The organism is Streptomyces zinciresistens K42, assembly GCF_000225525.1.
GTDB classification, from domain to species: domain Bacteria; phylum Actinomycetota; class Actinomycetes; order Streptomycetales; family Streptomycetaceae; genus Streptomyces; species Streptomyces zinciresistens.
This window is the reverse complement of record NZ_AGBF01000004.1, coordinates 78,969-103,309: the sequence shown is the minus strand read 5'-3', so window position 1 is coordinate 103,309 and position 24,341 is coordinate 78,969. Positions and strand designations below refer to the sequence as shown.

Below are 24,341 nucleotides of genomic sequence, written 5' to 3'. Positions count from 1 at the left end.
AAGCAACTTTGGGGCGGGCGATGGAGCAGACACACACCTCCCACAACGGCGCGACGGCGACGCCGGGCGCACAGCGCCGGGTCCTCGTGGTCGAGGACGATCCGACCATCGTGGACGCCATCGCGGCCCGTCTGCGCGCCGAGGGCTTCCTCGTGCAGACCGCGGGCGACGGACCCTCGGCCGTCGACACGGCCGAGGCGTGGCAGCCCGACCTGCTGATCCTCGACATCATGCTGCCCGGCTTCGACGGCCTGGAGGTCTGCCGCCGGGTCCAGGCCCAGCGCCCGGTGCCGGTGATGATGCTGACCGCGCGCGACGACGAGACCGACATGCTGGTCGGGCTCGGCGTGGGCGCCGACGACTACATGACGAAGCCGTTCTCGATGCGGGAGCTCGCGGCCCGCGTCCATGTGCTGCTGCGCCGCGTCGAGCGGGCCGCGCTGGCCGCCACCACCCCGCGCTCGGGCATCCTGCGCCTGGGCGAGCTGGAGATCGACCACGCGCAGCGGCGGGTGCGGGTGCGCAGCGAGGACGTCCACCTGACGCCGACCGAGTTCGACCTGCTGGTCTGCCTGGCCAACACCCCGCGCGCGGTCCTCTCGCGCGAGCAGCTGCTCGCCGAGGTGTGGGACTGGGCGGACGCCTCCGGCACCCGCACCGTCGACAGCCACATCAAGGCGCTGCGGCGGAAGATCGGCGCCGAGCGGATCCGTACGGTGCACGGCGTGGGCTACGCCCTGGAGACGCCGACGCCATGAGCGACGGACCGGCCGCGCGGAGAGGCCCCGGGGAGCCCTGGGGCGGCGTACGTCCGTTCTCGATCAAGACCAAGCTGGGCGCGCTGGTCGTCATCGCGGTGCTGATCACCACGGGTCTGTCGATGATCGCGGTGCGCACCCAGACGGAGCTGCGCTTCATCACGGTCTTCTCGATGATCGCCACCCTGCTCATCACGCAGTTCGTGGCCCATTCGCTCACCTCCCCGCTGGACGAGATGAACACGGTGGCCCGGTCCATCTCGCAGGGCGACTACACCCGCCGGGTCAGTGAGAGCCGGCGCGACGAGCTGGGCGACCTGGCCGGCACGATCAATCTGATGGCCGACGAGCTGGAGGCCCAGGACCAGCAGCGCAAGGAGCTGGTGGCGAACGTCTCGCACGAGCTGCGGACCCCGATCGCGGGGCTGCGGGCGGTCCTGGAGAACGTGGTCGACGGCATCGCCGAGGCCGACCCGGAGACGATGCGCACGGCGCTGAAGCAGACCGAGCGCCTCGGCCGGCTCGTGGAGACCCTGCTGGACCTGTCGCGCCTGGACAACGGCGTCGTACCGCTGCGCATGCGGCGCTTCGAGGTGTGGCCGTATCTGTCGGGCGTGCTCAAGGAGGCCAACATGGTCGTCTCCGCGCGCGGGGGCATGGCCTCCGGCTCCGGCAGCCACACCCGCACGGACGTCCATCTGCACCTCGACGTGTCCCCGCCCGAGCTGACCGCGCGTGCCGACCCCGAGCGCATCCACCAGGTCGTCGCCAACCTCATCGACAACGCGATCAAGCACAGTCCGCCGCACGGCCGGGTCACGGTCCGGGCACGCCGGGGGCCGCGCGAGGACTCGCTGGCGCTGGAGATCCTCGACGAGGGGCCGGGCATCCCCAGGTCGGACTGGCACCGGGTCTTCGAGCGCTTCAACCGGGGGGCCGTGAGCCGGCCGCACGGGCCGGGCAGCGACGGCGGCACGGGGCTGGGGCTGGCGATCGCGCGCTGGGCCGTGGATCTCCACGGCGGCCAGATCGGCGTGGCCGAATCCGATCGCGGTTGCCGGATTCTTGTCACACTTCCAGGGCAGCCTTCCGTTCAAAGTTGACGTAAAGTTCGAAGCGGAGTCTCAAGATCCACGTCGTCCTGCCTGACGGACACGTGTGACCAGGTCCAGACCCGCGCCGTCGGTGCGCCGGGTCGCGCTGCTCCCATCCCTGCTGAAGCGGAACCACGTTTGTTTCCCGCCATTTCCGGGCCCGAAACACCCTCTCCGATGTGACTTACGCGACGATGACCTTGCCCAGCCTGACCTTCGGGGCCGGGGAGGCGTAGCCTTTATTTCCGCTGTCCATCACCTTGTGAAGCGGAAGAGGGCGGTTGCCGCCGTGTCGCCACAGTCCCCCAGTAACTCGAGCTCCTCCAGCCTGCGGGCGGGAGGAGCCACCACCACCGACACCGACCAAGCGGGCAAGAACCCCGCGGCCGCGTTCGGTGCGAACGAGTGGCTCGTCGACGAGATCTATCAGCAGTACCTCCAGGACCCGAATTCGGTAGACCGCGCCTGGTGGGACTTCTTCGCCGACTACAAGCCGGGAGCGGCCACCGCCTCGGCTCCGGCGGGTACTGCGGCCGCGGGGGCCGCAGAGACCGCCTCGGCGCCGGCCCCCGCGGCCGCCCCGTCGGTCCCCGCGCCGGCCGCGAAGCCCGCGGCTCCCGCCGCCCCGGCTCCGGCTCCGGCCGCCGCCAGGCCCGCGGCACCCGCTCCGGCGAAGCCCGCCCAGCCGAAGAAGGCCGAGCCGGCCGCGGCGCCCGCGGGAGGCCCCGAACTCGTGACGCTGCGCGGCCCGGCCGCCGCGGTCGCGAAGAACATGAACGCCTCGCTGGAGGTGCCCACGGCCACGTCCGTGCGCGCGGTCCCGGTGAAGCTGCTCTTCGACAACCGCATCGTCATCAACAACCACCTCAAGCGGGCCCGGGGCGGGAAGATCTCCTTCACGCACCTCATCGGGTACGCGATGGTGCAGGCCATCAAGGCCATGCCGTCGATGAACCACTCCTTCGCGGAGAAGGACGGCAAGCCGACCCTGGTCAAGCCGGAGCACATCAACTTCGGCCTCGCCATCGACCTGGTCAAGCCCAACGGCGACCGCCAGCTCGTGGTCGCGGGCATCAAGAAGGCCGAGACGCTGAACTTCTTCGAGTTCTGGCAGGCCTACGAGGACATCGTCCGCCGCGCCCGCGACGGCAAGCTCGGCATGGACGACTTCACCGGTGTGACGGTCTCGCTGACCAACCCCGGCGGCCTCGGCACCGTGCACTCGGTGCCGCGGCTGATGCCCGGCCAGTCGGTGATCATGGGCGTCGGCTCCATGGACTACCCGGCGGAGTTCCAGGGCACCTCCCAGGACACCCTGAACAAGCTCGGCATCTCCAAGGTCATGACGCTCACGTCGACCTACGACCACCGGGTCATCCAGGGCGCCGCCTCCGGCGAGTTCCTGCGGGTCGTCGCGAACCTGCTGCTCGGCGAGAACGGCTTCTACGACGACATCTTCGAGGCCCTGCGCATCCCCTACGAGCCGGTCCGCTGGCTCAAGGACATCGACGCGAGCCACGACGACGACGTCACGAAGGCCGCCCGCGTCTTCGAGCTGATCCACTCCTACCGGGTCCGCGGCCACGTCATGGCCGACACCGATCCGCTGGAGTACCGCCAGCGCAAGCACCCCGACCTCGACATCACCGAGCACGGGCTGACGCTGTGGGACCTGGAGCGCGAGTTCGCCGTCGGCGGCTTCGCCGGCAAGTCCCTGATGAAGCTGCGCGACATCCTCGGCGTGCTGCGCGACTCGTACTGCCGCACCACCGGCGTCGAGTTCATGCACATCCAGGACCCCAAGCAGCGCAAGTGGATCCAGGACCGCATCGAGCGCCAGCACACCAAGCCGGAGCGCGAGGAGCAGCTGCGCATCCTGCGCCGGCTGAACGCGGCCGAGGCGTTCGAGACCTTCCTGCAGACCAAGTACGTCGGCCAGAAGCGCTTCTCGCTGGAGGGCGGCGAGTCCGTCATCCCGCTGCTGGACGCGGTGATCGACTCCGCGGCCGAGTCGCGCCTCGACGAGGTCGTCGTCGGCATGGCCCACCGCGGCCGGCTGAACGTCCTGGCGAACATCGTCGGCAAGTCGTACGCGCAGATCTTCCGCGAGTTCGAGGGCAACCTCGACCCGAAGTCGATGCACGGCTCCGGCGACGTCAAGTACCACCTGGGCGCCGAGGGCACCTTCACGGGCCTGGACGGCGAGCAGATCAAGGTCTCGCTCACCGCCAACCCCTCGCACCTGGAGGCGGTCGACCCGGTCCTGGAGGGCGTCGCCCGCGCCAAGCAGGACATCATCAACAAGGGCGGCACGGACTTCACCGTCCTGCCGGTGGCCCTGCACGGCGACGCGGCCTTCGCGGGCCAGGGCGTCGTGGCCGAGACCCTGAACATGTCGCAGCTGCGGGGCTACCGCACCGGCGGCACCGTCCACGTGGTCATCAACAACCAGGTCGGCTTCACCGCGGCTCCCGAGTCCTCGCGTTCCTCGATGTACGCCACGGACGTGGCCCGCATGATCGAGGCGCCGATCTTCCACGTCAACGGCGACGACCCCGAGGCCGTCGTGCGCGTGGCGCGGCTCGCCTTCGAGTTCCGCCAGGCGTTCAACAAGGACGTGGTGATCGACCTCATCTGCTACCGCCGCCGCGGTCACAACGAGTCGGACAACCCGGCCTTCACCCAGCCGCTGATGTACGACCTGATCGACAAGAAGCGCTCGGTGCGCAAGCTCTACACCGAGTCCCTGATCGGTCGCGGCGACATCACCCTGGAAGAGGCCGAGCAGGCGCTGCAGGACTACCAGGGCCAGCTGGAGAAGGTCTTCACCGAGGTCCGCGAGGCCACCTCGCAGCCGGCCGCCGCCGAGCCGTCCGACCCGCAGGCCGAGTTCCCGGTGGCGGTCAGCACGGCCGTCACCTCGGAGACCGTCAAGCGGATCGCCGAGTCCCAGGTCGCCATCCCCGACCACATCACCGTCCACCCGCGCCTGCTGCCGCAGCTCCAGCGCCGGGCGTCGATGGTCGAGGACGGCACCATCGACTGGGGCATGGGCGAGACCCTCGCGGTCGGCTCCCTGCTGCTGGAGGGCGTGCCGGTCCGTCTGGCGGGCCAGGACTCGCAGCGCGGCACGTTCGGCCAGCGCCACGCGGTGATCATCGACCGCGAGACGGGCGAGGAGTACACGCCGCTGCAGTACCTCTCCGAGGAGCAGTCGCGGCTCAACGTCTACAACTCCCTGCTCTCCGAGTACGCGGCCATGGGCTTCGAGTACGGCTACTCGCTGGCCCGCCCGGACGCGCTCGTGATGTGGGAGGCGCAGTTCGGCGACTTCGTCAACGGCGCGCAGACGGTCGTCGACGAGTTCATCTCCTCCGCCGAGCAGAAGTGGGCCCAGACCTCCGGTGTGGTCCTGCTCCTGCCGCACGGCTACGAGGGCCAGGGCCCGGACCACTCGTCCGCCCGCCCGGAGCGCTTCCTGCAGCTGTGCGCGCAGAACAACATGACGGTCGCGATGCCGACCTCGCCGTCGAACTACTTCCACCTCCTGCGGTGGCAGGTGCACAACCCGCACCACAAGCCGCTGGTGGTCTTCACGCCGAAGTCGATGCTGCGCCTGAAGGCCGCCGCCTCGAAGGCGGAGGAGTTCACGACGGGCCAGTTCCAGCCGGTCATCGGGGACGCCTCGGTCGACCCGGCCGCGGTCAGGAAGGTCGTCTTCTGCGCGGGCAAGGTCTACTACGACCTGGAGGCCGAGCGGGCCAAGCGCGGCATCACGGACACGGCGATCATCCGCATCGAGCGCCTGTACCCGCTGCCGGGCCGCGAGCTCCAGGCGGAGATCAAGAAGTACCCGAACGCCGAGAAGTACCTGTGGGCGCAGGAGGAGCCGGCGAACCAGGGTGCCTGGCCGTTCATCGCGCTCAACCTGATCGACCACCTGGATCTGGCGGTCGGCGCCGACGTCCCGCACGGTGAGCGGCTGCGGCGGATCTCCCGTCCGCACGGCTCGTCGCCCGCGGTGGGTTCGGCCAAGCGCCACCAGGCCGAGCAGGAGCAGCTCGTGAACGAGGTGTTCGGGGCCTGATCCCGCACAGCGTCCGGTCCGCGGGGCCCGGCCCCGAGTCCTTCCGACTCGGGTCCGGGCCCCGCGGCGTCGGCGGGAGGGCCTCTGTCTCGCGGGGGTGTCTCCCGGGTGTCCCGTGCCTCCGCGGGCGCCTGGGCGCGGTACGACCGGGCCCGCCGCCAGGACTTATCCTCACTGCATGTACTTCACCGACCGAGGCATCGAAGAGCTGGAGAAGCGGCGCGGCGAGGAGGAGGTCTCCCTCGCGTGGCTGGCCGAGCAGCTGCGGACGTTCGTCGACCTCAACCCCGACTTCGAGGTGCCGGTCGAACGCCTGGCGACCTGGCTGGCCCGGCTGGACGACGAGGACGACGACATCTGAGTGCGGTGACCGGGAAGGTTCACCGGCTCGCGACGCCAGGCTGACCTCCCCGGCCGCACCGGAGCGGCGCTGACGCCCGCCGGGGGGCGCGGCGGTCGCCCGCCGCGGTACCGAGGGCGCCCCGCGCGGGGCGCCCTTCGCGCTGCCCGTACGTCCGCCGGGGGCCGGCCGCTCAGTCCAGCGGCCGTACGGCGTCGTACGCCAGCCCGAGCGCGCCGTGGGCGAGCAGCACCGTGCCCGCCGCGAGCCAGCCGCCGCTGCGCCGGCGCAGCCCCCACAGGGCGAGGGGCAGTCCGGCCGCGATCTGGGCGAGGGCGAGCGCGCGGGACCGGGGGCCGTGGGCCCAGGGCAGCCAGGGGCCGAGCCGGCCGCCCTCGACGGCGTCGAGTTGCGCGCGCAGGGCGTCGCGCGGGCCCGTGCGCTCCCCGAGGCCGAGGTGCGGACGGGTCCGTGCCGCGGACTGCAGCCGTTCGGCGCTCTCGCCGGGAGTGAGGCCGTCGGGCAGGGCGACACCCGCGCGCGTGAGGACGGCCAGCAGGCCACGCATGCGCGTGCGCGCGTCGGCGGCGGCGTCGGCGCGGGTCAGCCCCTCCAGGGACTGCATGTCCAGGACCGGGTCGAGGCCGAGCCGGGCGGCGAACGTGCGCATGGCCTCGTCCTCACCGGCCGGGGTGCCGTTGGCGAGCCAGACGTAGCCGACGGGGCGGCGGAAACCGGCGGCGAGCGTGAAGCCGGCCCGGTCGGGGTCCCACCACAGGGCGAGCACGGGCCAGGGGGAGCCGACGGCGAGCGCGACGGCCCAGCCGGTCAGCACCCGGTCGACGGGTTCGCCGCCGTCCGCCCAGGGCCCGCCCCCGGGCACGAGCACGCTCCACTCCTCTCCGGCCGGGACGAGCAGCATGTCCTCGCGCAGCAGCCGGGCGGCGGGGGCGACGGACTCCGGGGCCGCGCGGCAGAGCAGCAGGGCACCCGGTGCGGGGCGGATCGGGCGCGCGGTCCCGGACTGTTCCGTCGGCATACCACCACGCTAGGCCGATTCATCCCGTTCATGTGCCTTGTGATCACCAGAACGGGTGCCTTGACTTTCCCCGTCCGCGATATATCGTGAATAGCGGAAGACGCGATATGGCGTGTCGTGTTCCAGGTCCGGCCCTCGCGGCCGCGTCCGGTCGCCCAGGAGGTCCGCACCATGCCCGAGTGGTCCGTAGCAGAGCCCGAGAAGCTCACGTTCGAGGAGCCGGTGCGCAGCCTCCATGTGCGCATCGTCAACGGCACGGTGAACGTCGTGGGCACGGACGAAGGTTCCGCCCGGCTGGAGGTGTCCGAGATCGAGGGCCCTCCCCTGGAGGTCACCCTGGAGGACGGCACGCTGACGGTGGCGTACGAGGACCTGCCCTGGAAGGGCTTCCTGAAGTGGCTGGACAGCAAAGGCTGGCGGCGCAGCGCGGTGGTCTCCCTCGCGGTGCCCGCCGGCACCCGGGTCGAGGTCGGCGTGGTGGGCGCGGGGGCGGTCGTCTCCGGGATCGAGGGGCCCACCGTCGTCAAGGGCGTCACCGGCGACACCACCCTCGTCGGCCTGTCCGGCCCGGTGCGGGCGGACACGGTCTCCGGGAGCCTGGAGGCCCAGGCCGTCACCGGCGACCTGCGCTTCAACTCCGTCTCCGGGGATGTCACCGTCGTCGAGGCGTCCGGCTCGTCGGTGAAGGCCGACTCGGTGAGCGGCTCGATGATCATCGACCTCGATCCGGGCGGCCCGACCGACATCCGGCTCACCAATGTCTCCGGGGAGATCGCCATCCGCCTGCCCGCCCCGGCGGACGCGGAGGTCGAGGCGAACACCGCGAGCGGCACGATCTCCAACGCCTTCGAGGGTCTGCGGGTGCACGGCCAGTGGGGGGCGCACAAGATCACCGGCAGGCTGGGCGCGGGCACCGGAAAACTCCGGGCGACCACCGTCTCCGGCTCGATCGCGCTGCTGCGCCGCCCGACCGCCGAGGAGGAGCCGTGGAAGAAGGAGGAAGGCGGACCCGGCCCGGCCGGTGACGCGACGACCGACCCGGTGCGCGGCGCCGGACACGACCCGGGGGACAATTCCGCCTCCGGCCGGGACCACCGCACAGGCGGGTCCCCGGCCGACGGCACGACCGACAAGAAGGTGCTCTGACATGCCCCCCGTCTTCGCACACGGCCGCCTCCGCCTCTATCTGCTGAAGCTGCTGGACGAGGCCCCGCGTCACGGCTACGAGGTGATCCGCCTCCTCGAAGAGCGCTTCCAGGGGCTGTACGCGCCGTCGGCGGGAACCGTCTACCCGCGCCTGGCCAAGCTGGAGGCCGAGGGCCTGGTCACCCACACCACCGAGGGCGGACGCAAGGTGTACGCCATCACGGACGCCGGCCGCGCCGAACTGGCCGACCGCAGCGGTGAACTGGCCGACCTGGAGCTGGAGATCAGGGAGTCGGTGGCCGAACTCGCCGCCGAGATCAAGGCCGACGTGCGCGGCGCGGCGGGAGACCTGCGGCGCGAGATGCGCGCGGCGGCGTCCGAGGCCCGCCAGGGCACCGGCGCCAAGGCCGAGACCCCCTTCGGGGACTTCTCCGACAGTGAGGCGTGGCGGACCGCCAAGGAGGAGATGCGCCGCGCCAAGCAGGAGTGGAAGGAGCAGGCCCGGCGGGCCAAGGACGAGAGCCGGCGCGCCCGTGACGAGGCCCAGCGCGCCCGGCGCCAGGCCAAGGAGGCCCAGGACCACGCCCGTGCGCAGGCCCAGGAGGAGGTGCAGCGCATCGCCCGCCGCGTCCAGGACCATGTGCAGGACCACTTCGCCCGCGGCGACTGGCCGACCGGGGTGCGGGAGGGACTGTCGGAGCTGGCCAAGGAGTTCGGCGACCTCGGCAAGGACTACGGCCGGGACTTCGGCTTCGGCCGCCGGAGCACCGGCGGACCGGCGTCCGGGCAACCCGACTTCTCCGAGACGCCCGAGGACTTCCCCGCCGCCTACGAACCGTCCTGGGCGCACGAGACACCGACCGGCGAGCCGGTCCGGGACCTCGACCGGCTCCTGGACCGGTTCCGCGACGACATCCGGGACGCCGCGCGGGACCAGGGGGTGACGGCCGACCAGCTCCGCGACGCCCGCCGCCATCTGTCGACGGCGGCCGCCCACATCGGGGCGCTGCTGCACGCACCCAAGCCCTGAGCCCCTCCCCCGCCCGGGTCCGGCACCCGCCACCCGACACCCGACACCCGCACGCTCCGGGCGGGCCGGCCGCGGGTGCCGCACCGTCTGCGTCCGGCACCCGCCACCCGCGCGGTCCGGGCGGGCCGGTCAGCCGGCTTTCTTGCTCTCGCCGTCGCCGTACAGAGCCCGGGTGACGGACGTATAGGTCACCCCGTGATCGGCCAGCACCTCGGCGGGCACGCCGGGGCGCGCGGTCAGGGCGAGCAGGATGTGCTCGTCACCGATGTGCCGGTCTTTGCGGGCGACGGCGATCCGCAAGGATCGTTCCAGGACGTCCTTGGTGCCCTGGTCCAAGGGGCGGTGCCCGGACCGCCTTCCCTTGGGTGCGCGGTCCCCGGACATCGCTCCGACGCCGTGCGTCTCCTCGACCCGGGCGACGACCTCGGCCACGTCGATCCCGAGTCCGGCCAGCGCCTCGGTCTCGGACTGCGACAGACCCGCGTGCCGCCGCGCCTCGACCAGCGCCTCACGCACGGAGTCCAGCCGCCGCCGGTCCGCGAGCGCGGCCAGCGCGGACGACGCCCTGCCGTCCTCCCGGTCGATGAGGGACAGCAGCAGATGCTCCGGGTCGATCGTGCGCGCGCCGCCCTTCTCGGCGTGCTCCACCGCGCCCGTCACGACCGCGCGTGCGTCCTTGGTGAACCGCTCGAACATCAACGCCTCCCGTGCTTCTTGTGCACTGCCTGCCTGCTGACCCCGAGTTCGGCGGCGATCTCCTGCCACGACCAGCCCTGATGACGCGCACTGCGCACCTGCACCGCCTCCAACTGCTCCAGCAGTCGGCGCAGTGCGGCGACGGCCCGCAGGCCCACCCGTGGATCGCGATCGCCCGCCCGCTCGGCGAGATCCGTTGCCTCGGTCATGATGTCAACTTAAGTTGACAGACAGGGCGGCGTCAACCCTCATTGACGCCTGTCCGCACGGGGCCGGGCAGCACGGCGGCGGGCCCGGAGCCATGCCCCGGACCCGCCGCCGTACCGCGTCCGCGCGGCCGCTGAGGCCGTCGGACGCTCAGAGGGTCAGCACGATCTTTCCGAACTGCTCACCCGACGCCATCCGTTCGAAGCCCTCCCGGGCCCGGTCCATCGGCAGCACCTCGTCGATCACGGGCCGCACCCCGGTGGCGGCGCAGAAGGACAGCAGGTCCTCCAGTTCGTCCTTGGTGCCCATCGTGGACCCGACGATCCTCAGCTCCAGGAAGAAGACGCGGGTCAGCTCGGCGTGCGAGGGCCGGTCGCCGCTGGTGGCGCCCGAGATGACCAGGGTGCCGCCCGGCTTCAGCGACTTCACCGAGTGGGACCAGGTGGCGGCGCCCACCGTCTCGATCACGGCGTCCACGCGCTGCGGCAGCCGGGCGCCCGGCTCCACGGCCTCCACCGCGCCCAGTTCCAGGGCCCGCCTGCGCTTGGCCTCGTCGCGGCTGGTGGCGAAGACCCGCAGCCCGGCGGCCGTGGCGAGGACGATGGCGGCCGTGGCGACCCCGCCGCCCGCGCCCTGCACGAGGACCGAGTCGCCGGGCCGTACGCCCGCGTTGGTGAAGAGCATCCGGTACGCCGTCAGCCAGGCGGTCGGCAGACAGGCCGCCTCGGCGAAGGAGAGTTCCCTGGGCTTGGGCAGGACGTTCCACGTCGGCACGGCGACCCGCTCGGCGAAGGTCCCCTGGTAGCGCTCGGTGAGGATGGAGCGGGGCTCGCGGGGACCCACCCCGTGGCCGCTCTGCCCGATCACGGAGTGCAGGACGACCTCGTTGCCGTCCGCGTCGACGCCCGCGGCGTCGCAGCCGAGGATCATCGGCAGCCGGTCCTCGGGGAGGCCGACGCCCCGCAGGGACCAGAGGTCATGGTGGTTGAGGGAAGCGGCCCTGACGTCGATCGTGCTCCAGCCGGGGCGGGCCCCGGGGGCCGGGCGCTCCCCCGACTCCAGTCCGGAGAGCGGCTGGTCGCGGTCGATTCGGGCGGCGTAGACGGCGAACATGACCTTGACGATAGGCTCCGCCGCCGGTGGGCGGAACCACGCTTCCCTGTGACACACGCCCTCTTGTCAACGCCCCCGGCGTCGGTCTGGCGCGACACCCGCCCCCGCCCCGGCCGACCCGCCCGGCGCCCCGCACCGCGCACCGCCCGCCCCGGCGCCGCCCCCGCTCCACCCGTACGGCCGATCCCCCGGGCAAAAAGACGACCCCGCCCGGGTGGGCGGGGTCGTCCGGTCGGCCGTGCTCAGCTCATCGGCGGGCGACGCCCTCCGCGCGGGCGGCCGCGGCGACGGCCGCGGTGACGGCCGGGGCGACGCGCTCGTCGAACGGCGAGGGGATCACGTAGTCGGCGGCGAGGTCGTCGCCGACGACGCCGGCCAGCGCCTCGGCCGCGGCGATCTTCATGCCCTCGGTGATCCGCGAGGCCCGCACCTGGAGCGCGCCGGCGAAGATCCCGGGGAAGGCCAGCACGTTGTTGATCTGGTTGGGGAAGTCCGAGCGCCCGGTGGCGACGACCGCCGCGTACTTGTGGGCGACCTCCGGGTGGACCTCGGGGTTCGGGTTGGCCATGGCGAACACGAACGCGCCCTCGGCCATCGAGGCGACGGCCGCCTCCGGCACGGTCCCGCCGGAGACGCCGATGAAGACGTCCGCGCCGGCCAGCGCCGACTCCAGCGTGCCGGTGAGGCCGGCCTTGTTGGTGAACCCGGCCAGCTCCCGCTTCACCGCCGTCAGGTCGGCGCGGTCGGCGGACACGACGCCCTTGCGGTCGGCGACCGCGACATCGCCGATACCGGCCTCGACCAGCATCTTGGCGATGGCGACCCCCGCCGCCCCGGCACCGGAGATGACGGCCCGCAGATCGGCGAGGCCCTTGCCGGTCAGCCGGGCCGCGTTGCGCAGCGCCGCCAGCGTCACGACGGCCGTGCCGTGCTGGTCGTCGTGGAAGACCGGGATGTCCAGGCGCTCCTGGAGCTTGCGCTCGATCTCGAAGCACCGGGGCGCCGAGATGTCCTCCAGGTTCACGCCGCCGAAGGAGGGGGCGAGGCGCACCACGGTCTCGACGATCTCGTCGACCCCGGTGCAGGCGAGCGCGATCGGCACCGCGTCGACGCCGCCGAACTGCTTGAAGAGGATCGCCTTGCCCTCCATCACCGGGAGGGAGGCTTCGGGCCCGATGTCGCCGAGGCCCAGCACGGCCGTACCGTCGGTGACGACGGCGACCACGGACGACTTCCACGTGTAGTCGTTGACGAGATCCGGCTGCTCGGCGATCGCGCTGCACACTTTCGCGACCCCGGGCGTGTACGCCAGGGACAGGTCGTCCCTGTCGCGGATCGGCACGGTGGCCTGCACCGCCATCTTGCCGCCGCGGTGGAGCGCGAAAGCCGGATCGAAGGAATCGAGGGGCTCGGCCCCGTCCTGGTCGGTATTGCTCCCGCTGCGAGGATTGACGATCTCCGCTGCCACTTTGTCTGACCCCTTAGGTGTTCTGGTTCGAGGGTGGGACCACTCCTGGTGAGAAGTGGGCGGGGACGCGCATGGCCCTGATCGTTGATACGTACGACGTACGACGTACGGCCCATACGCGACGAGCGCGCCGCACACGCGCCCTGGGCCCCGGATGAGGGGTGTAAAGAACCTTCTTACCGGACGGACCGCGCCGACGACGAGTCCAGTACGTGCAAGATCACATGGCGGGAAGGAAAACCACTCGCCGCGACGACACGAATCGGACACGAGCCGATGACGGCCCGCGCGCGAATCATGGGTGGATAAGCGGACAATAAATGTCGTATACAGGGAAAGACCCAGAAGTCGACAGAGTCACCACACCCGTGGTCCGCTTTTCACGGCAAACCGAAGATCTTCCGGCCGGAAGGACAGATTCCCGCAAGAGGTGCGGTCAGGATGTACCGACCTGCGGCGGTTCGGGGATCACCCGTTATCCGATTTTGACATGGCGGGCGCCCTGAACGGCCGAGTCCGAATGGCAAGATGCCGTAATCACACGAGGTCGCGACACTCGAAGACGTGTGTGCACGACGACCACGGCAGCGCCGAACTCCTCGGCGGCTGCACGCCCCATCGGCAACTCCACCCATCCGCCGGAGGAACCCACCATGACCGCAAGCTCCACCCGTCGTACGGCCGCCGTTCGTTCCCGGTTCGCAGCGGTCGGCTCGATCGCGGTCGCAGGCGCCCTGATCCTCACCGGCTGCGGTGACCAGACCGACGACAGCGGCTCGCAGAGCAGCGGCTCCAAGAGCGCGGCGCCGCTGGCCGACAAGCTGCCGCAGGCGATCCGCGACAAGGGCGTCATCAAGGTCGGCTCGGACATCGCCTACGCGCCGGTCGAGTTCAAGGACGGCTCCGGCAAGACGGTCGGCATCGACCCCGACCTCGCCGCCGCCATGGGCAAGCAGCTCGGTGTGACGTTCCAGTTCGAGAACGGCACCTTCGACAGCCTCATCACGGGTCTGCGCTCCAAGCGCTACGACATCGCCATGTCGGCGATGACGGACACCAAGGACCGCCAGGACGGCATCGACGCCGACACCGGCAAGAAGGTCGGCGAGGGCGTCGACTTCGTCGACTACTTCACGGCCGGTGTCTCGATCTACACCCAGAAGGGCAAGAACACCGACATCAAGACCTGGTCGGACCTGTGCGGCAAGAAGATCGTCGTGCAGCGCGGCACGGTCTCCGAGGACCTGGCCAAGGCCGAGGCCAAGAAGTGCACCGGTGGCAAGACCATCGCCATCGAGTCCTTCGACAACGACCAGCAGGCCCAGACCCGCCTGCGCGCGGGCGGCGCCGCGGCCGGCTCCTCCGACTTCCCCGTCGCCGCGTACGCCGTGAAGACCTCCGGCGGCGGCAACGACTTCCAGCTGGTCGGCGACCAGGTCGAGGCCGCCCCGTACGGCATCGCGGTCGCCAAGAGCAACACCCAGCTGCGGGACGCCCTGAAGGCCGCGCTGGACGCGATCATCGCGAACGGCGAGTACGACAAGGTCATCAAGAAGTGGGGCGTCGAGGACGGCGCGGTGAAGGAAGCCGCCGTCAACGGCGGCAAGTGACCGCGGCTGACAGCGGGCACTGAAAGGCAACACCTGTGACTGACATCGACAAGACGGACGGGCCGGCGGACACCCCGCCGGCCGGCCCGGAGGCGATCAAGGCGATTCCGGTCCGTCACTACGGGCGGTACGTCACCGCCGTCGTGGCGGTCGCCCTGCTGGGCGCCGTCGTGTACGCGTTCTCCCAGGGCAAGATCAACTGGGGCGCGATCCCGGACTACTTCTTCGACGACCGCATCCTGAACGGCGTCGGCAAGACACTCCTGCTGACCGTCCTTTCCATGGCGATCGGCATCGTCGGCGGTGTCCTGCTCGCCGTGATGCGCCTGTCGAAGAACCCGGTGACCTCGTCGATCGCGTGGTTCTACATCTGGTTCTTCCGCGGCACCCCGGTCCTGGTCCAGCTCATCGTCTGGTTCAACCTGGGCCTGGTCTTCGAGTTCATCAACCTCGGGCCGTTCTACAAGAACGAGTGGTCGGACTTCATGACCCCGTTCCTGACGGCGCTGCTGGGCCTCGGCCTCAACGAGGCCGCGTACATGGCGGAGATCTGCCGTGCCGGTCTGCTCGCGGTCGACGAGGGCCAGACCGAGGCCTCGCACGCGCTCGGCATGAGCCATGTGAAGACGCTGCGCCGGATCGTGATCCCGCAGGCGATGCGCGTGATCGTGCCGCCCACGGGCAACGAGGTCATCAACATGCTGAAGACGACCTCGCTGGTCTCGGTAGTCCAGTACCCCGAGCTGCTGCGCGCGGCCCAGGACATCGGCCAGACCTCCGGCGCCCCCGCCGAGATGCTGTTCCTGGCGGCGGCCTGGTACCTGCTGCTGACCTCGGTCTTCAGCGTCGGCCAGTACTACCTGGAGCGCTACTACGCGCGCGGTTCGAGCCGCTCGCTGCCGGCCACCCCGTTCCAGAAGATCAGGGCGAACGTGCTGTCGCTCTCCAACCGCTCGGGGTCGACAGGAGGCGCCGCATGACCGCCATGGTCAAGGCCGAGGGCGTGCACAAGTCCTTCGGCCCGCTAGAGGTCCTCAAGGGCATCGACCTGGAGGTGAGGTCGGGCGAGGTCTTCTGCCTCATCGGCCCCTCCGGCTCCGGCAAGTCCACCTTCCTGCGGTGCATCAACCACCTGGAGAAGATCAACGCCGGCCGGCTGTACGTCGACGGCGAGCTGGTCGGCTACCGGCAGAAGGGCGACAAGCTCTACGAGCTGAAGGACAGCGAGGTCGCGGTCAAGCGCCGGGACATCGGCATGGTCTTCCAGCGCTTCAACCTGTTCCCGCACATGACGGCCGCCGAGAACGTCGTCGAGGCGCCGGTCCAGGTGAAGGGCGTGTCCAAGGCCAAGGCCAGGGAGCGTGCGACGGAGCTGCTCGACCGGGTGGGCCTCGCCGACAAGGCGCGGAACTACCCCTCCCAGCTCTCCGGCGGCCAGCAGCAGCGCGTGGCCATCGCCCGCGCGCTGGCGATGGACCCGAAGCTGATGCTCTTCGACGAGCCGACCTCGGCCCTCGACCCGGAGCTGGTCGGCGACGTCCTCGACGTCATGCGCGACCTCGCCGAGTCCGGCATGACCATGGTCGTCGTCACCCACGAGATGGGCTTCGCCCGCGAGGTCGGCGACAGCCTGGTCTTCATGGACGGCGGCGTGGTCGTGGAGTCGGGCAACCCGCGCGAGGTGCTGACGAACCCGCGGCACGAGCGGACCCAGGCGTTCCTGTCGAAGGTGCTCTGACGGTACGCGGATGAGGGGCGGTACGGGATGCCCGTACCGCCCCTCACGCCTGGGCCGGGCCGGGGGGCGCCGCGAGATCCGGCCTGATCGGCGCGGGCGGGGCGCCGGGCCCGACCGGGGGCGTTGCCCCGGGGCGCGCACTCGTCGATCATGTGGTCCGCGTCCGGGGTCCGTGTCCGGCATCGGCCCTTGCGCCGCCCTGGTCACGTAATACCCTGAAGCCACGATCAGCCGTTACCCGTCCGCACCGCGACGACAGACCGCCTCCGTAAGGACTTCAAGTGGAACTGGCCTACTACTCGGACTACGCCGTACGCCTCGTCAACAGCGAGGAGCCGGCCCGGGGCAAGGACTCCCTGACCACTGTCGAGGCCGTCCGCGACCTGTTCGGCGTGAACCGGTCGGCGGCCCGCCGGGCGACCGAGGCGGACGTCACGCGGTTCCGGTCGGTGCGGGCCCGGCTGCGCGCCGTGTTCGAGGCCGCGGACGGCGGCGACGAGACCCTCGCCGTCGACCTGCTGAACTCCCTGCTCCTGGAGTTCCCGGTCAGCCCGCAGATCTCCGGCCACGACGTCCGCGACGACGACGGCCGCCCCCTGTGGCACATGCACCTGGCGGACCACCCGTCCAACGCGACCGCCGGCTACGCGGCCATCGCGGCCATGGGGCTGGCCTTCCATCTGACGGAGTACGGCGTGGACCGGCTGGGCCTGTGCGAGGCGGCACCGTGCCGCAACGCCTATCTGGACACCTCCACCAACCGCTCCCGGCGCTACTGCTCGGACCGCTGCGCGACCCGCGCCAACGTGGCCGCCTACCGCGCCCGCAAGCGCCTGGAGGCGGACCGGTCGGCGAACACCGGCCGCACCGCCGACAGCGCCCAGCGGGCCAGCGCGAACGGCGAGCGCTGATCCGGCCTGCGGGGCCGCAGCCGCAGCCGCACCGTGCCCAGGACGAGTTCGTCGGGCACGACGCCGTAGTCGGTGCTGTCGCCCCCGGCGTACCCGTTGTCGGCCAGCACCCACCAGCCGCCCTCACGGCGCTCCGCCGCGCGCTTGACGACGAGCAGGTCCTGCTGGAACGGATGGCGCAGGATCACGATGTCCCCGGGCCTGACGCGGGCCCGGTGCCGGACGACGAGCAGATCGCCGTGGCGCAGCGTCGGCACCATCGACGGGCCGGTCACCTCGGCCCACCCGAAGGGCCGCTCCTCCGCCCGCCCGTGCTCGGTCTCCTGCGACAACTCCGGCATGCCCGGCACCTCCCCGGTACGGTCCTCCACCAGTCCCAGTCTGACCCCGGACTTTTGTACTAAGCGCACGGGGGCACTCGCGAAAACCTCTCTTGCAGGGAGTAATGTCCCACCTGAGAAGACGATCACGAGGAAGGAATGCTCCATGCTTTCCCGCCTGTTTGCCCCCAAGGTCAAGGTCAGCGCGCACTGCGACCTGCCCTGCGGTGTGTACGACCCGGCCCAGGCCCGCATCGAGGCGGAGTCGGTGAAGGCCGTCCAGGAGAAGATGGCCGCCAACGACGACCCGCACTTCCAGGCGCGTGCCACCGTCATCAAGGAACAGCGTGCCGAGCTCGCGAAGCACCACGTCTCGGTGCTCTGGAGCGACTACTTCAAGCCCCCGCACTTCGAGAAGTACCCGGAGCTGCACCAGCTCGTCAACGACGCCCTGAAGGCCCTGTCGGCGGCGAAGGGCTCCACCGACCCGGCGACGGGCCAGAAGGCGCTGGACTACATCGCCCAGATCGACAAGATCTTCTGGGAGACGAAGAAGGCCTGACTCCAGGCTTCTTCGCCGTTCTCGCGGCATACCGAAGGGGTCCGACCGGTTCACCGGGCGGGCCCCTTCGGCGTGCCGGGTGACGGTGCCGGGGCGGGTGACGGTGCCGGGGCGGGGCTGGCGGTGGGGCTCAAGGGGGGTGCGTGCGTGTGCGTTCGGTCAGACCGGTGTGCCCGTCCCGGCCGGCTCGGCGAGCGGCTGGTCGTCGTTGACGTCGTGCGCGCCGACAGGGTTGCGGCGTGCGAGGAGCACGATGACCAGGGCGAGGCCGCCGGCGGCCAGGGCGACCGCGGTCGTACCGAGGGTGCCGCCGTGCTCGACCACGCTCGCGGACCCGCCGCCGAGCAGCGCGGCGGCCGGCAGGGTCACCAGCCACGCCAGGAGCATGCGCCCGGCCACGTTCCAGCGCACCCGGGCGGGCCGGCCGCCCAGGCCCGCGCCCAGGACGGAGCCGGCGGCGACCTGGGTGGTGGACAGGGCGAAGCCCAGGTGGGCCGAGGTGAGGATGACCGTCGTGGACGCCGTCTCGGCGGCGAAGCCCTGCGGCGCGCGGATCTCCGCCAGGCCCTTGCCCATGGTGCGGATGATGCGCCAGCCGCCGAGGTAGGTGCCGAGGCCGATGGCGAGGCCGGCGGCGGCGACGACCCACAGCGGCGGACCCGCGTCGCGGTGGAGCGCGCCCGCCGAGATCAGGGTGAGGGTGATGACGCCCATCGTCTTCTGCGCGTCGTTGGTGCCGTGGGCGAGGGAGACCAGCGAGGCGGTGGCGATCTGGCCGCGGCGGAAGCCGTCGGCGACCGCGTCCTCGCGGGCGCGTGCGGTGACCCGGAGGGCCAGGCGGGTGGCCAGCAGGGCCGCCGTCCCGGCCACGACCGGCGAGGCCGCCGCCGGGATCAGGACCTTCTCGACGACCTTCTCGACGTGCACCCCGCTCGCCCCGGCGCCCGCCCAGACGGCCCCGATCAGCCCGCCGAACAGCGCGTGCGAGGAGCTGGACGGCAGCCCGAGGAGCCAGGTCAGCAGATTCCACAGCACGGCTCCGACCAGCCCCGCGAAGACCATGCCCGGGGTGACCAGGGCGTCGTCGACGAGGCCGCCGGAGATCGTCCTGGCGACCTCGGTGGACAGGAAGGCGCCCACGACGTTGAGCACCCCGCTGATGAGCACCGCCGTTCTCGGTCTCAGGGCCCCGGTGGCGATGGAGGTGGCCATGGCGTTCGCCGTGTCGTGGAATCCGTTGGTGAAGTCGAAGGCCAGGGCCGTCGCGATGACGACCACCACCAGGAACGTGATGTGATCCATTCCCCCATGCAAACAAGCGGGGGCCGGGATACGGGGTACCGGCGGCGGAGCGTGTCCCGGGAGCGGGCCGCGCCGTCGGTGCCCGGGAGGCGGCGGGTCGGCGGGCCGGGTGCGCGCGCCGGCGGCGGATCTACGATCGCCGGATGAGCATCCGCTGGACGTACGCCTTCGTCGACCGGCCCGCCGCCTCCTTCGCGCGGGCGCACGCCTTCTGGACCGCGGTGACCGGGACCCGGCTCTCCGCGTTCCTCGGCGGGAAGGCGGAGTTCGCGACCCTGCTGCCGACGGGCGGGGAGGACGCCTGCGTCACGGTGCAGGGCGTGGACGCGGGCGCGGGCGGCGCGCATCTCGACTTCGCCGCGGACGACGTCGGGGAGTTCGTGCGGCGCGCGCTCGGCGGGGGCGCCGCCCTGGCCGCCGAGCACGACGGCTGGGCCGTACTGCGGTCACCCGCGGGGCAGTTGTTCTGCGCGGTGCCCTGGCGGGGGGAGGCGGTCCGGCCGCCCGTGGTGCGGGGCAGCCGGCTGGACCAGGTCTGCCTCGATGTGCCGCCCTCGCGCTGGGACGGCGAAGTCGCCTTCTGGAGCGGGCTGTTGACGGACTGGACGTCGGCGCCCGGTTCACTGCCGGAGTTCCGTGTGCTGCGGCCGCCGGCCGGGCTGCCGGTGCGTGTCCTGCTCCAGCGGCTCGGCGAGGAGCGGCCCGGTTCCGCCCATCCGGACCTGGCCTGCGCGGACATCGCCGCGACCCGCGTGCGGCACGGGGAGCTGGGCGCGGCCGTCGTCGCCGAGTTCCCGCACTGGACGGTGATGCGGGACCCTGCGGGCGGCACGTACTGCCTGACGGGCCGGAATCCGCGGACCGGTGGCCTGCCCGCCTCCTGAGGGCCGTCAGCGGGGGCCGGTGACGCGCGGGACCGTCGTCCGCGTACGGCCGCCGCTCACCGCCACGGCTCCACGTCGACCACGGCGTCCACCGGGATCGGCCCGTACACGTGCGGGAACTCCTCGCCGCCGGGCCCGGGTGCCTCGTACCTCACCGGCACCGTCAGCCGCGCCGGGTCCACGACCAGCACCACCAGGTCGTCCCGGTCGCCCGGCGATCCGTACAGGAAGCCCGCCACGGTGGGGAGTTGGGCGCGGGTCGAGCAGTGGATGAACCCCTCCTCGCGCAGGGTGCGGCCGCGCGTCGACATCTCGTACGTGCCGTGCTCGCGCGCGGCCTCCCACAGGGAGCGCTCGGTGATGTGGAGGATGCGGGGGTCTGCGGTCATGGGGCGAGGCTACGGTGCCCACCAGGGTGTGGCACTCCCGCTACGGAGGTGGGGCGGGCGGGCTGCGGGCGGCGGCGGCTCGCGTACGAGGGCTCCGCGCACGGCGGTTTCGGCTCGCGGGCTGCGGACTGCGTACGCGGGGTTCCGGGCTGCGGCTCGCGGGCTGCGGACGCGCGTCCAGGGCGGCGGCTCGCGGGCTGCGGACTGCGTACGCGCGTCCAGGGCGGCGGCTCGCGAGCGGTGCGGCCTGCCTGCGCGGCTCTCCCCGGGCTGTCGCGCCGCCGCCCGGGTGCGGGTCAGATGTCGCCGGCGCCGTCGAGGACGGGCCGGATCTCCACCGGGTGGACGGGGGCTCCTTCGGGCTGGGGGCAGCGGGTGACGCGGTCGGCGATCTCCGTGACGCGCTCCAGGCTCGCGCACTCCAGCACCCAGTAGCCGGCGGGCATCTCCTCGGTCTCGCCGTACGGGCCGTCGGTGACCACCGCGCTGCCGTCGCCGCCGAGGGTGACGTGCCGGATCCTGGCGGGCTCGGCGAGTCCCTGCGCGTCGATCAGCTCACCGGTCTCGGCGAGGTCGTCGTTGACGGCCTGCATGTACGCGTACATCGTCTGGACGTCCTGCGGGCTCCAGGCCACCGAGTGCTCCGACCCCTTGCCCTGCATCGCGTCGTAGTCCTGCTGGGTGCCCCGCACCATGACCAGGTACTTCATCACTCCGCTCCTTCGGCTCGGGCCGCCCGCGGCGGGCGGTTCTCGCGGGGGATGTCGGAGCCGGGCCGGGAATCCTGTGCTGTGACCGGGAGGGTTCACCGGCTCGCGGCGCCCGGCACGGCACTGGACACGGGGTTCAGGAGTCTTCCGCGGCGGGCGGGGCGGGGCGCTCGGCCCGCTGCCCGCCGCTCCCCCGGTGCCGCTCGCCGGGGATGTCACCCGTATGTGCCGACGCCCCGCAGTCGGGGTTCTCGCAGGGGCCTCCCACCCAGGTGGGGACCCAGATGCCCAGCGTCTTGTGCCGCTTGACGACCGTGTCGACGGGCTGTCCGCAGTCCGGACAGTGGTGCTCTTCGCTGCCCATGTCCTCAGGGTAGGGCGGTCGGCGGCTCAGCGCTTCCTGCCGTACGTGCGGACCACGACGCCGTTGCCGAAGGCCCGGACCTCGTCGAGGCCGAACTCCCGTACGCCGGAGGCCGATGCGAACATCGGCATGCCCGTGCCGTACGCGAAGGGGTAGCTCTTCACGACGAGTTCGTCGACCTCGCCGAACAGCGCCCCGGCGAGCTGCGCGCCGCCGCACAGGTAGATGTCCAGTCCGCCCCGCTCCGCCTTGAGTTCGCGGATCTTGCCGATGAGGTCGTCCGTGATCAACTCGACCTGCGGGTCGGGCGACTCGGTCAGACCGCGGGAGGCGACGTACTGGCGCAGGTGGGCGTACGGGCTGGTGATGCCCTCCTTGAGGGCCACGTCGTAGCTTCCGCGGCCCTGGACGACCGTGTCGAACCGCTTGTTCTCCAGGTGGTCGAGGCCGAGGGCGCGGCGACCGGGGGTGGAGATCGTCTCGGGGTAGTGCGCCGTGAGGAACTCCGTGAACTCCTCGTCGACGAAGCGGTACATCTCCGTCGCGTCGCCCTCCGGGTCCCCGATGAAGCCGTCGAGGGAGCAGGCGATGAAGTAGGTGAGCTTGCGCAAGCCGGTCTCTTTTCGTACGGCGACACCACAACCACTATGGTTGCAGTGCTTCATTTGTAGTGCTTCATTTGTAGTGGTTGCAAGTGGTGTGGTGGGGTTCTCACGTACCGGCGTGAAGTGAGAGAGGAGATTCCGCATGGCGGGCAATCCGGAGCGGCGGGCCGTCCTCGTCGACGCGGCCGCCGAGGTGCTGGCCCGCGAGGGGGCGCGGGGGCTGACCTTCCGCGCGGTGGACGCGGAGGCGCGGGTGCCGGTCGGCACGGCGTCCAACTACTTCACCGGGCGCGACGACCTTCTCCGCCAGCTCGACGCCCGGTTGCACGAGCGGCTCGCACCCGACCCCCAGGTGATCGCCGGGCTGCTGGCGGGGCCGAAGGACCGCGCTCTGGTCACCGCCTTCATGCACGACGTGATGCGGCGGGCCACCGCCGACCGCACCGGCCATCTGGCGCTTCTGGAGATGCGCCTTGAGGCCACCCGGCGCCCCGAACTGCGCGCCTCCCTCACCCGTTCCGTACGCGGCGACCTCGACGAGGGCATCGCCTTCCACCGCGCGGCGGGGCTCCCCGGCGGCGACGAGGTGGTCACGGTGCTCCATCTCGCGATGCTCGGGCTGATCCTGGAGCACCTGACACTGCCGGGGGCGCTGGACGGCGTCCTGCCCGGCGTCGAGATCCCGGACGGCCTGGTCGAACGGATCGCGGCGACGATCGTGCCCGCGGAGTAGCCGGGCCCGGCGTAGGCACGCATCTCGCCGCGCGCTCCCCACCGGTTCGCGGTCGGCCGGCGGAAGTGCCTCCGGCGACGCGCCAGAACCCGCATCGACATCGGCACCGGGCGCGGGTACGGGTGCGGGCGCGAGTACGGGTGCGGCGGGTTCCTCGGGCGGCCGGGTGTCCGAGTGCGGGCGCGGGCGCGGCGGGTTCCTCGGCGGCCGGGTGTCCGAGTGCGGGGGCACCGGAGTACCGGCGAGGTACGGGGGTCACGCGCGCGGTGCCCGCGCGCCGCCGACGTGCCGGGGGTCGCCGACGTGCCGGGGGTCGCCGACGTGCCGGGGGTCGTCGAAGCACCGGGTCCGGCCCGAGCCGGGGTCCGGCGCACCTACGCGATCACGCCGAACCGCCGACGGACCCCGCCGTGCGCGGAGTGCGCCACATCGGCCATATCCGGGGGCCGTCCGGCAGGTCGAGGGGCCGCCCCTCCGGCTCGAAGCCCAGCCGCTCGTACAGCGCCCGGCCGCGGGCACTGCTGGCCTCCAGATAGGCACCGGTGCCGTCACGGTCGCAGCGCTCCAGGACCGAGGTGATGAGCGCGGTGCCCAGGCCCTCGCCCTGCCGTCCCGGTGCCGCGGCGATCATCCACAGGTAGGCGTGGGCGCGGCCCGCCGGATGGATGCCGGCCGTGAGGCGGCCTATCAGCTCCACCCGCTCGTTCTCCGGATCGACGGCCTCGCGCAGTCGGGCCGGGCCCTCGTCGTCCTGCGCGGGCGCCTCCGCCGGGACCGGCATCCACAGCGCGCACGCGGTGCCGTCCTCGGTGACGTCGATCCAGCCGTGGGCCAGCACGATGTCGGTGAAGGCGGCCATGAGCCGGGGATGAGCGGCCCGGCGGCGCTCCTCAGCCGGGAAGACCCACCCGCACACCGGATCGTCCTGGAACGCCGAGTCCAGCAGCCGGACCACCCGCTCCCGGTCCGCCGCGCCCGCCGTCCGGATCGCCACGCCCATGTGTCCTCGCCCCTTCGTCTCAACCGGCCTTGATCGTAGGGTGGTTGCCAGGGCCGCGGCCGGCGACGTTCGCCCCGCCGCGACGCCCGGCACGCTCCCCCCGCTGCCTCAAGGGCGTGGGAGGTACCCCCACTCGCCGCACCGGACGCCGCGCCTTGACGGGCGAACGTGGCCTGCCGCGGCCCAAGGGGCAAAAGGGGCCCAGCAGAAGTCTTTCGCGAACCCGCCACACGGG

Annotated in this window: 25 protein-coding genes; 13 read left to right on the top strand and 12 right to left on the bottom strand. The window is 71.9% G+C overall.

What is annotated here, in order from left to right; genetic code table 11:
- The first annotated feature begins 20 nt into the window (after window positions 1-20).
- From SZN_RS02970 to SZN_RS02955, 4 genes are all read left to right on the top strand, one after another.
- The gene (locus SZN_RS02970; protein ID WP_007491285.1) at window positions 21-758 is read left to right on the top strand and encodes a response regulator transcription factor; all 738 of its coding nucleotides are present in this window, start codon (window positions 21-23) and stop codon (window positions 756-758) included.
- Window positions 755-1,861 carry a sensor histidine kinase gene (locus SZN_RS02965; protein WP_007491283.1) on the top strand — a complete coding sequence of 369 codons (1,107 nt, stop codon included), beginning with the start codon at window positions 755-757 and terminating at the stop codon, window positions 1,859-1,861. The genes SZN_RS02970 and SZN_RS02965 overlap by 4 nt, the downstream gene beginning before the upstream one ends.
- A gap of 280 nt (window positions 1,862-2,141) precedes the next feature.
- Window positions 2,142-5,939, top strand: coding sequence for a multifunctional oxoglutarate decarboxylase/oxoglutarate dehydrogenase thiamine pyrophosphate-binding subunit/dihydrolipoyllysine-residue succinyltransferase subunit (locus SZN_RS02960; RefSeq protein ID WP_007491281.1), 3,798 nt, complete (start codon window positions 2,142-2,144; stop codon window positions 5,937-5,939).
- Window positions 5,940-6,117: 178 nt separating this feature from the next.
- Entirely contained in the window at window positions 6,118-6,300 is a 183-nt protein-coding gene (locus tag SZN_RS02955; protein WP_007491279.1) for a DUF6104 family protein, read from the top strand.
- A gap of 172 nt (window positions 6,301-6,472) precedes the next feature.
- Here SZN_RS02955 and SZN_RS02950 read toward each other — a convergent pair whose 3' ends face one another.
- Window positions 6,473-7,318: a hypothetical protein gene (locus SZN_RS02950; RefSeq protein ID WP_007491277.1), complete on the bottom strand. Its 846-nt coding sequence runs from the start codon at window positions 7,316-7,318 to the stop codon at window positions 6,473-6,475.
- Window positions 7,319-7,489: 171 nt separating this feature from the next.
- Here SZN_RS02950 and SZN_RS02945 point away from each other — a divergent pair, with 171 nt between their 5' ends.
- A complete protein-coding gene (locus SZN_RS02945) occupies window positions 7,490-8,464 on the top strand; it encodes a DUF4097 family beta strand repeat-containing protein (RefSeq protein WP_043727789.1) in 975 nt (324 codons plus the stop codon).
- Between the two features lies 1 nt (window position 8,465).
- Complete coding sequence (locus tag SZN_RS02940; protein ID WP_007491273.1) at window positions 8,466-9,494, top strand: PadR family transcriptional regulator; 1,029 nt, start codon at window positions 8,466-8,468, stop codon at window positions 9,492-9,494.
- A 129-nt stretch (window positions 9,495-9,623) separates the two neighbouring features.
- Here SZN_RS02940 and SZN_RS02935 read toward each other — a convergent pair whose 3' ends face one another.
- From SZN_RS02935 to SZN_RS02920, 4 genes are all read right to left on the bottom strand, one after another.
- A complete protein-coding gene (locus SZN_RS02935; protein WP_007491271.1) occupies window positions 9,624-10,190 on the bottom strand; it encodes a Clp protease N-terminal domain-containing protein in 567 nt (188 codons plus the stop codon).
- A complete protein-coding gene (locus SZN_RS02930) occupies window positions 10,190-10,399 on the bottom strand; it encodes a helix-turn-helix domain-containing protein (protein WP_007491269.1) in 210 nt (69 codons plus the stop codon). The genes SZN_RS02935 and SZN_RS02930 overlap by 1 nt, the downstream gene beginning before the upstream one ends.
- 148 nt (window positions 10,400-10,547) lie before the next feature.
- Window positions 10,548-11,510 (bottom strand): zinc-binding dehydrogenase, encoded by a 963-nt coding sequence (locus SZN_RS02925; RefSeq protein WP_007491266.1) that lies wholly within the window; start codon window positions 11,508-11,510, stop codon window positions 10,548-10,550.
- A gap of 247 nt (window positions 11,511-11,757) precedes the next feature.
- Window positions 11,758-12,978 (bottom strand): NAD(P)-dependent malic enzyme, encoded by a 1,221-nt coding sequence (locus SZN_RS02920; protein WP_007491265.1) that lies wholly within the window; start codon window positions 12,976-12,978, stop codon window positions 11,758-11,760.
- Window positions 12,979-13,631: 653 nt separating this feature from the next.
- Between SZN_RS02920 and SZN_RS02915 the strand changes: the two genes are divergently transcribed.
- The 4 genes from SZN_RS02915 to SZN_RS02900 all read left to right on the top strand — a co-directional run bounded on the left by SZN_RS02915 (window position 13,632) and on the right by SZN_RS02900 (window position 17,237).
- Window positions 13,632-14,588: an ABC transporter substrate-binding protein gene (locus SZN_RS02915; protein WP_007491264.1), complete on the top strand. Its 957-nt coding sequence runs from the start codon at window positions 13,632-13,634 to the stop codon at window positions 14,586-14,588.
- A gap of 35 nt (window positions 14,589-14,623) precedes the next feature.
- The gene (locus tag SZN_RS02910; RefSeq protein WP_007491263.1) at window positions 14,624-15,568 is read left to right on the top strand and encodes an amino acid ABC transporter permease; all 945 of its coding nucleotides are present in this window, start codon (window positions 14,624-14,626) and stop codon (window positions 15,566-15,568) included.
- The gene (locus tag SZN_RS02905) at window positions 15,565-16,326 is read left to right on the top strand and encodes an amino acid ABC transporter ATP-binding protein (RefSeq protein ID WP_007491262.1); all 762 of its coding nucleotides are present in this window, start codon (window positions 15,565-15,567) and stop codon (window positions 16,324-16,326) included. The genes SZN_RS02910 and SZN_RS02905 overlap by 4 nt, the downstream gene beginning before the upstream one ends.
- Before the next feature lie 281 nt (window positions 16,327-16,607).
- Complete coding sequence (locus tag SZN_RS02900) at window positions 16,608-17,237, top strand: CGNR zinc finger domain-containing protein (RefSeq protein WP_007491261.1); 630 nt, start codon at window positions 16,608-16,610, stop codon at window positions 17,235-17,237.
- On the opposite strand, the gene sodX is transcribed toward SZN_RS02900, so the two are convergent.
- Complete coding sequence (sodX, locus tag SZN_RS02895) at window positions 17,141-17,578, bottom strand: nickel-type superoxide dismutase maturation protease (protein ID WP_007491260.1); 438 nt, start codon at window positions 17,576-17,578, stop codon at window positions 17,141-17,143. The two genes, SZN_RS02900 and sodX, sit on opposite strands and share 97 nt — an antisense overlap.
- Window positions 17,579-17,723: 145 nt before the next feature.
- Between sodX and sodN the strand changes: the two genes are divergently transcribed.
- Complete coding sequence (gene sodN / locus SZN_RS02890) at window positions 17,724-18,119, top strand: superoxide dismutase, Ni (RefSeq protein ID WP_007491258.1); 396 nt, start codon at window positions 17,724-17,726, stop codon at window positions 18,117-18,119.
- Window positions 18,120-18,278: 159 nt separating this feature from the next.
- Here sodN and SZN_RS02885 read toward each other — a convergent pair whose 3' ends face one another.
- Entirely contained in the window at window positions 18,279-19,421 is a 1,143-nt protein-coding gene (locus SZN_RS02885) for an inorganic phosphate transporter (RefSeq protein WP_007491256.1), read from the bottom strand.
- Between the two features lie 143 nt (window positions 19,422-19,564).
- Here SZN_RS02885 and SZN_RS02880 point away from each other — a divergent pair, with 143 nt between their 5' ends.
- Window positions 19,565-20,305: a VOC family protein gene (locus SZN_RS02880; protein WP_007491254.1), complete on the top strand. Its 741-nt coding sequence runs from the start codon at window positions 19,565-19,567 to the stop codon at window positions 20,303-20,305.
- Between the two features lie 56 nt (window positions 20,306-20,361).
- On the opposite strand, the gene SZN_RS02875 is transcribed toward SZN_RS02880, so the two are convergent.
- The 4 genes from SZN_RS02875 to SZN_RS02860 all read right to left on the bottom strand — a co-directional run bounded on the left by SZN_RS02875 (window position 20,362) and on the right by SZN_RS02860 (window position 22,379).
- Window positions 20,362-20,694 (bottom strand): DUF952 domain-containing protein, encoded by a 333-nt coding sequence (locus SZN_RS02875; RefSeq protein WP_007491252.1) that lies wholly within the window; start codon window positions 20,692-20,694, stop codon window positions 20,362-20,364.
- Between the two features lie 296 nt (window positions 20,695-20,990).
- Window positions 20,991-21,404 carry a YciI family protein gene (locus SZN_RS02870; protein ID WP_007491250.1) on the bottom strand — a complete coding sequence of 138 codons (414 nt, stop codon included), beginning with the start codon at window positions 21,402-21,404 and terminating at the stop codon, window positions 20,991-20,993.
- Window positions 21,405-21,540: 136 nt separating this feature from the next.
- A complete protein-coding gene (locus tag SZN_RS40265) occupies window positions 21,541-21,768 on the bottom strand; it encodes a hypothetical protein (RefSeq protein ID WP_007491249.1) in 228 nt (75 codons plus the stop codon).
- 26 nt (window positions 21,769-21,794) lie between these two features.
- Window positions 21,795-22,379 (bottom strand): dihydrofolate reductase family protein, encoded by a 585-nt coding sequence (locus SZN_RS02860; RefSeq protein WP_007491248.1) that lies wholly within the window; start codon window positions 22,377-22,379, stop codon window positions 21,795-21,797.
- Between the two features lie 136 nt (window positions 22,380-22,515).
- Between SZN_RS02860 and SZN_RS02855 the strand changes: the two genes are divergently transcribed.
- Window positions 22,516-23,106, top strand: coding sequence for a TetR/AcrR family transcriptional regulator (locus SZN_RS02855; RefSeq protein WP_007491247.1), 591 nt, complete (start codon window positions 22,516-22,518; stop codon window positions 23,104-23,106).
- A gap of 382 nt (window positions 23,107-23,488) precedes the next feature.
- Here SZN_RS02855 and SZN_RS02850 read toward each other — a convergent pair whose 3' ends face one another.
- The gene (locus SZN_RS02850; RefSeq protein WP_007491246.1) at window positions 23,489-24,106 is read right to left on the bottom strand and encodes a GNAT family N-acetyltransferase; all 618 of its coding nucleotides are present in this window, start codon (window positions 24,104-24,106) and stop codon (window positions 23,489-23,491) included.
- Window positions 24,107-24,341: the final 235 nt, after the last annotated feature.

Excerpts from the sequence above, each read along its gene's own strand:
- SZN_RS02970 (WP_007491285.1), top strand. The coding sequence starts at position 21 with ATGGAGCAGACACACACCTCCCACAACGGCGCGACGGCGACGCCGGGC.
- SZN_RS02965 (WP_007491283.1), top strand. The coding sequence starts at position 755 with ATGAGCGACGGACCGGCCGCGCGGAGAGGCCCCGGGGAGCCCTGGGGC.
- SZN_RS02955 (WP_007491279.1), top strand. The coding sequence starts at position 6,118 with ATGTACTTCACCGACCGAGGCATCGAAGAGCTGGAGAAGCGGCGCGGC.
- SZN_RS02950 (WP_007491277.1), bottom strand. The coding sequence starts at position 7,318 with ATGCCGACGGAACAGTCCGGGACCGCGCGCCCGATCCGCCCCGCACCG.
- SZN_RS02945 (WP_043727789.1), top strand. The coding sequence starts at position 7,490 with ATGCCCGAGTGGTCCGTAGCAGAGCCCGAGAAGCTCACGTTCGAGGAG.
- SZN_RS02940 (WP_007491273.1), top strand. The coding sequence starts at position 8,466 with ATGCCCCCCGTCTTCGCACACGGCCGCCTCCGCCTCTATCTGCTGAAG.
- SZN_RS02935 (WP_007491271.1), bottom strand. The coding sequence starts at position 10,190 with ATGTTCGAGCGGTTCACCAAGGACGCACGCGCGGTCGTGACGGGCGCG.
- SZN_RS02930 (WP_007491269.1), bottom strand. The coding sequence starts at position 10,399 with ATGACCGAGGCAACGGATCTCGCCGAGCGGGCGGGCGATCGCGATCCA.
- SZN_RS02925 (WP_007491266.1), bottom strand. The coding sequence starts at position 11,510 with ATGTTCGCCGTCTACGCCGCCCGAATCGACCGCGACCAGCCGCTCTCC.
- SZN_RS02915 (WP_007491264.1), top strand. The coding sequence starts at position 13,632 with ATGACCGCAAGCTCCACCCGTCGTACGGCCGCCGTTCGTTCCCGGTTC.
- SZN_RS02905 (WP_007491262.1), top strand. The coding sequence starts at position 15,565 with ATGACCGCCATGGTCAAGGCCGAGGGCGTGCACAAGTCCTTCGGCCCG.
- sodX (WP_007491260.1), bottom strand. The coding sequence starts at position 17,578 with ATGCCGGAGTTGTCGCAGGAGACCGAGCACGGGCGGGCGGAGGAGCGG.
- sodN (WP_007491258.1), top strand. The coding sequence starts at position 17,724 with ATGCTTTCCCGCCTGTTTGCCCCCAAGGTCAAGGTCAGCGCGCACTGC.
- SZN_RS02885 (WP_007491256.1), bottom strand. The coding sequence starts at position 19,421 with ATGGATCACATCACGTTCCTGGTGGTGGTCGTCATCGCGACGGCCCTG.
- SZN_RS02880 (WP_007491254.1), top strand. The coding sequence starts at position 19,565 with ATGAGCATCCGCTGGACGTACGCCTTCGTCGACCGGCCCGCCGCCTCC.
- SZN_RS02875 (WP_007491252.1), bottom strand. The coding sequence starts at position 20,694 with ATGACCGCAGACCCCCGCATCCTCCACATCACCGAGCGCTCCCTGTGG.
- SZN_RS02870 (WP_007491250.1), bottom strand. The coding sequence starts at position 21,404 with ATGAAGTACCTGGTCATGGTGCGGGGCACCCAGCAGGACTACGACGCG.
- SZN_RS40265 (WP_007491249.1), bottom strand. The coding sequence starts at position 21,768 with ATGGGCAGCGAAGAGCACCACTGTCCGGACTGCGGACAGCCCGTCGAC.
- SZN_RS02855 (WP_007491247.1), top strand. The coding sequence starts at position 22,516 with ATGGCGGGCAATCCGGAGCGGCGGGCCGTCCTCGTCGACGCGGCCGCC.
- SZN_RS02850 (WP_007491246.1), bottom strand. The coding sequence starts at position 24,106 with ATGGGCGTGGCGATCCGGACGGCGGGCGCGGCGGACCGGGAGCGGGTG.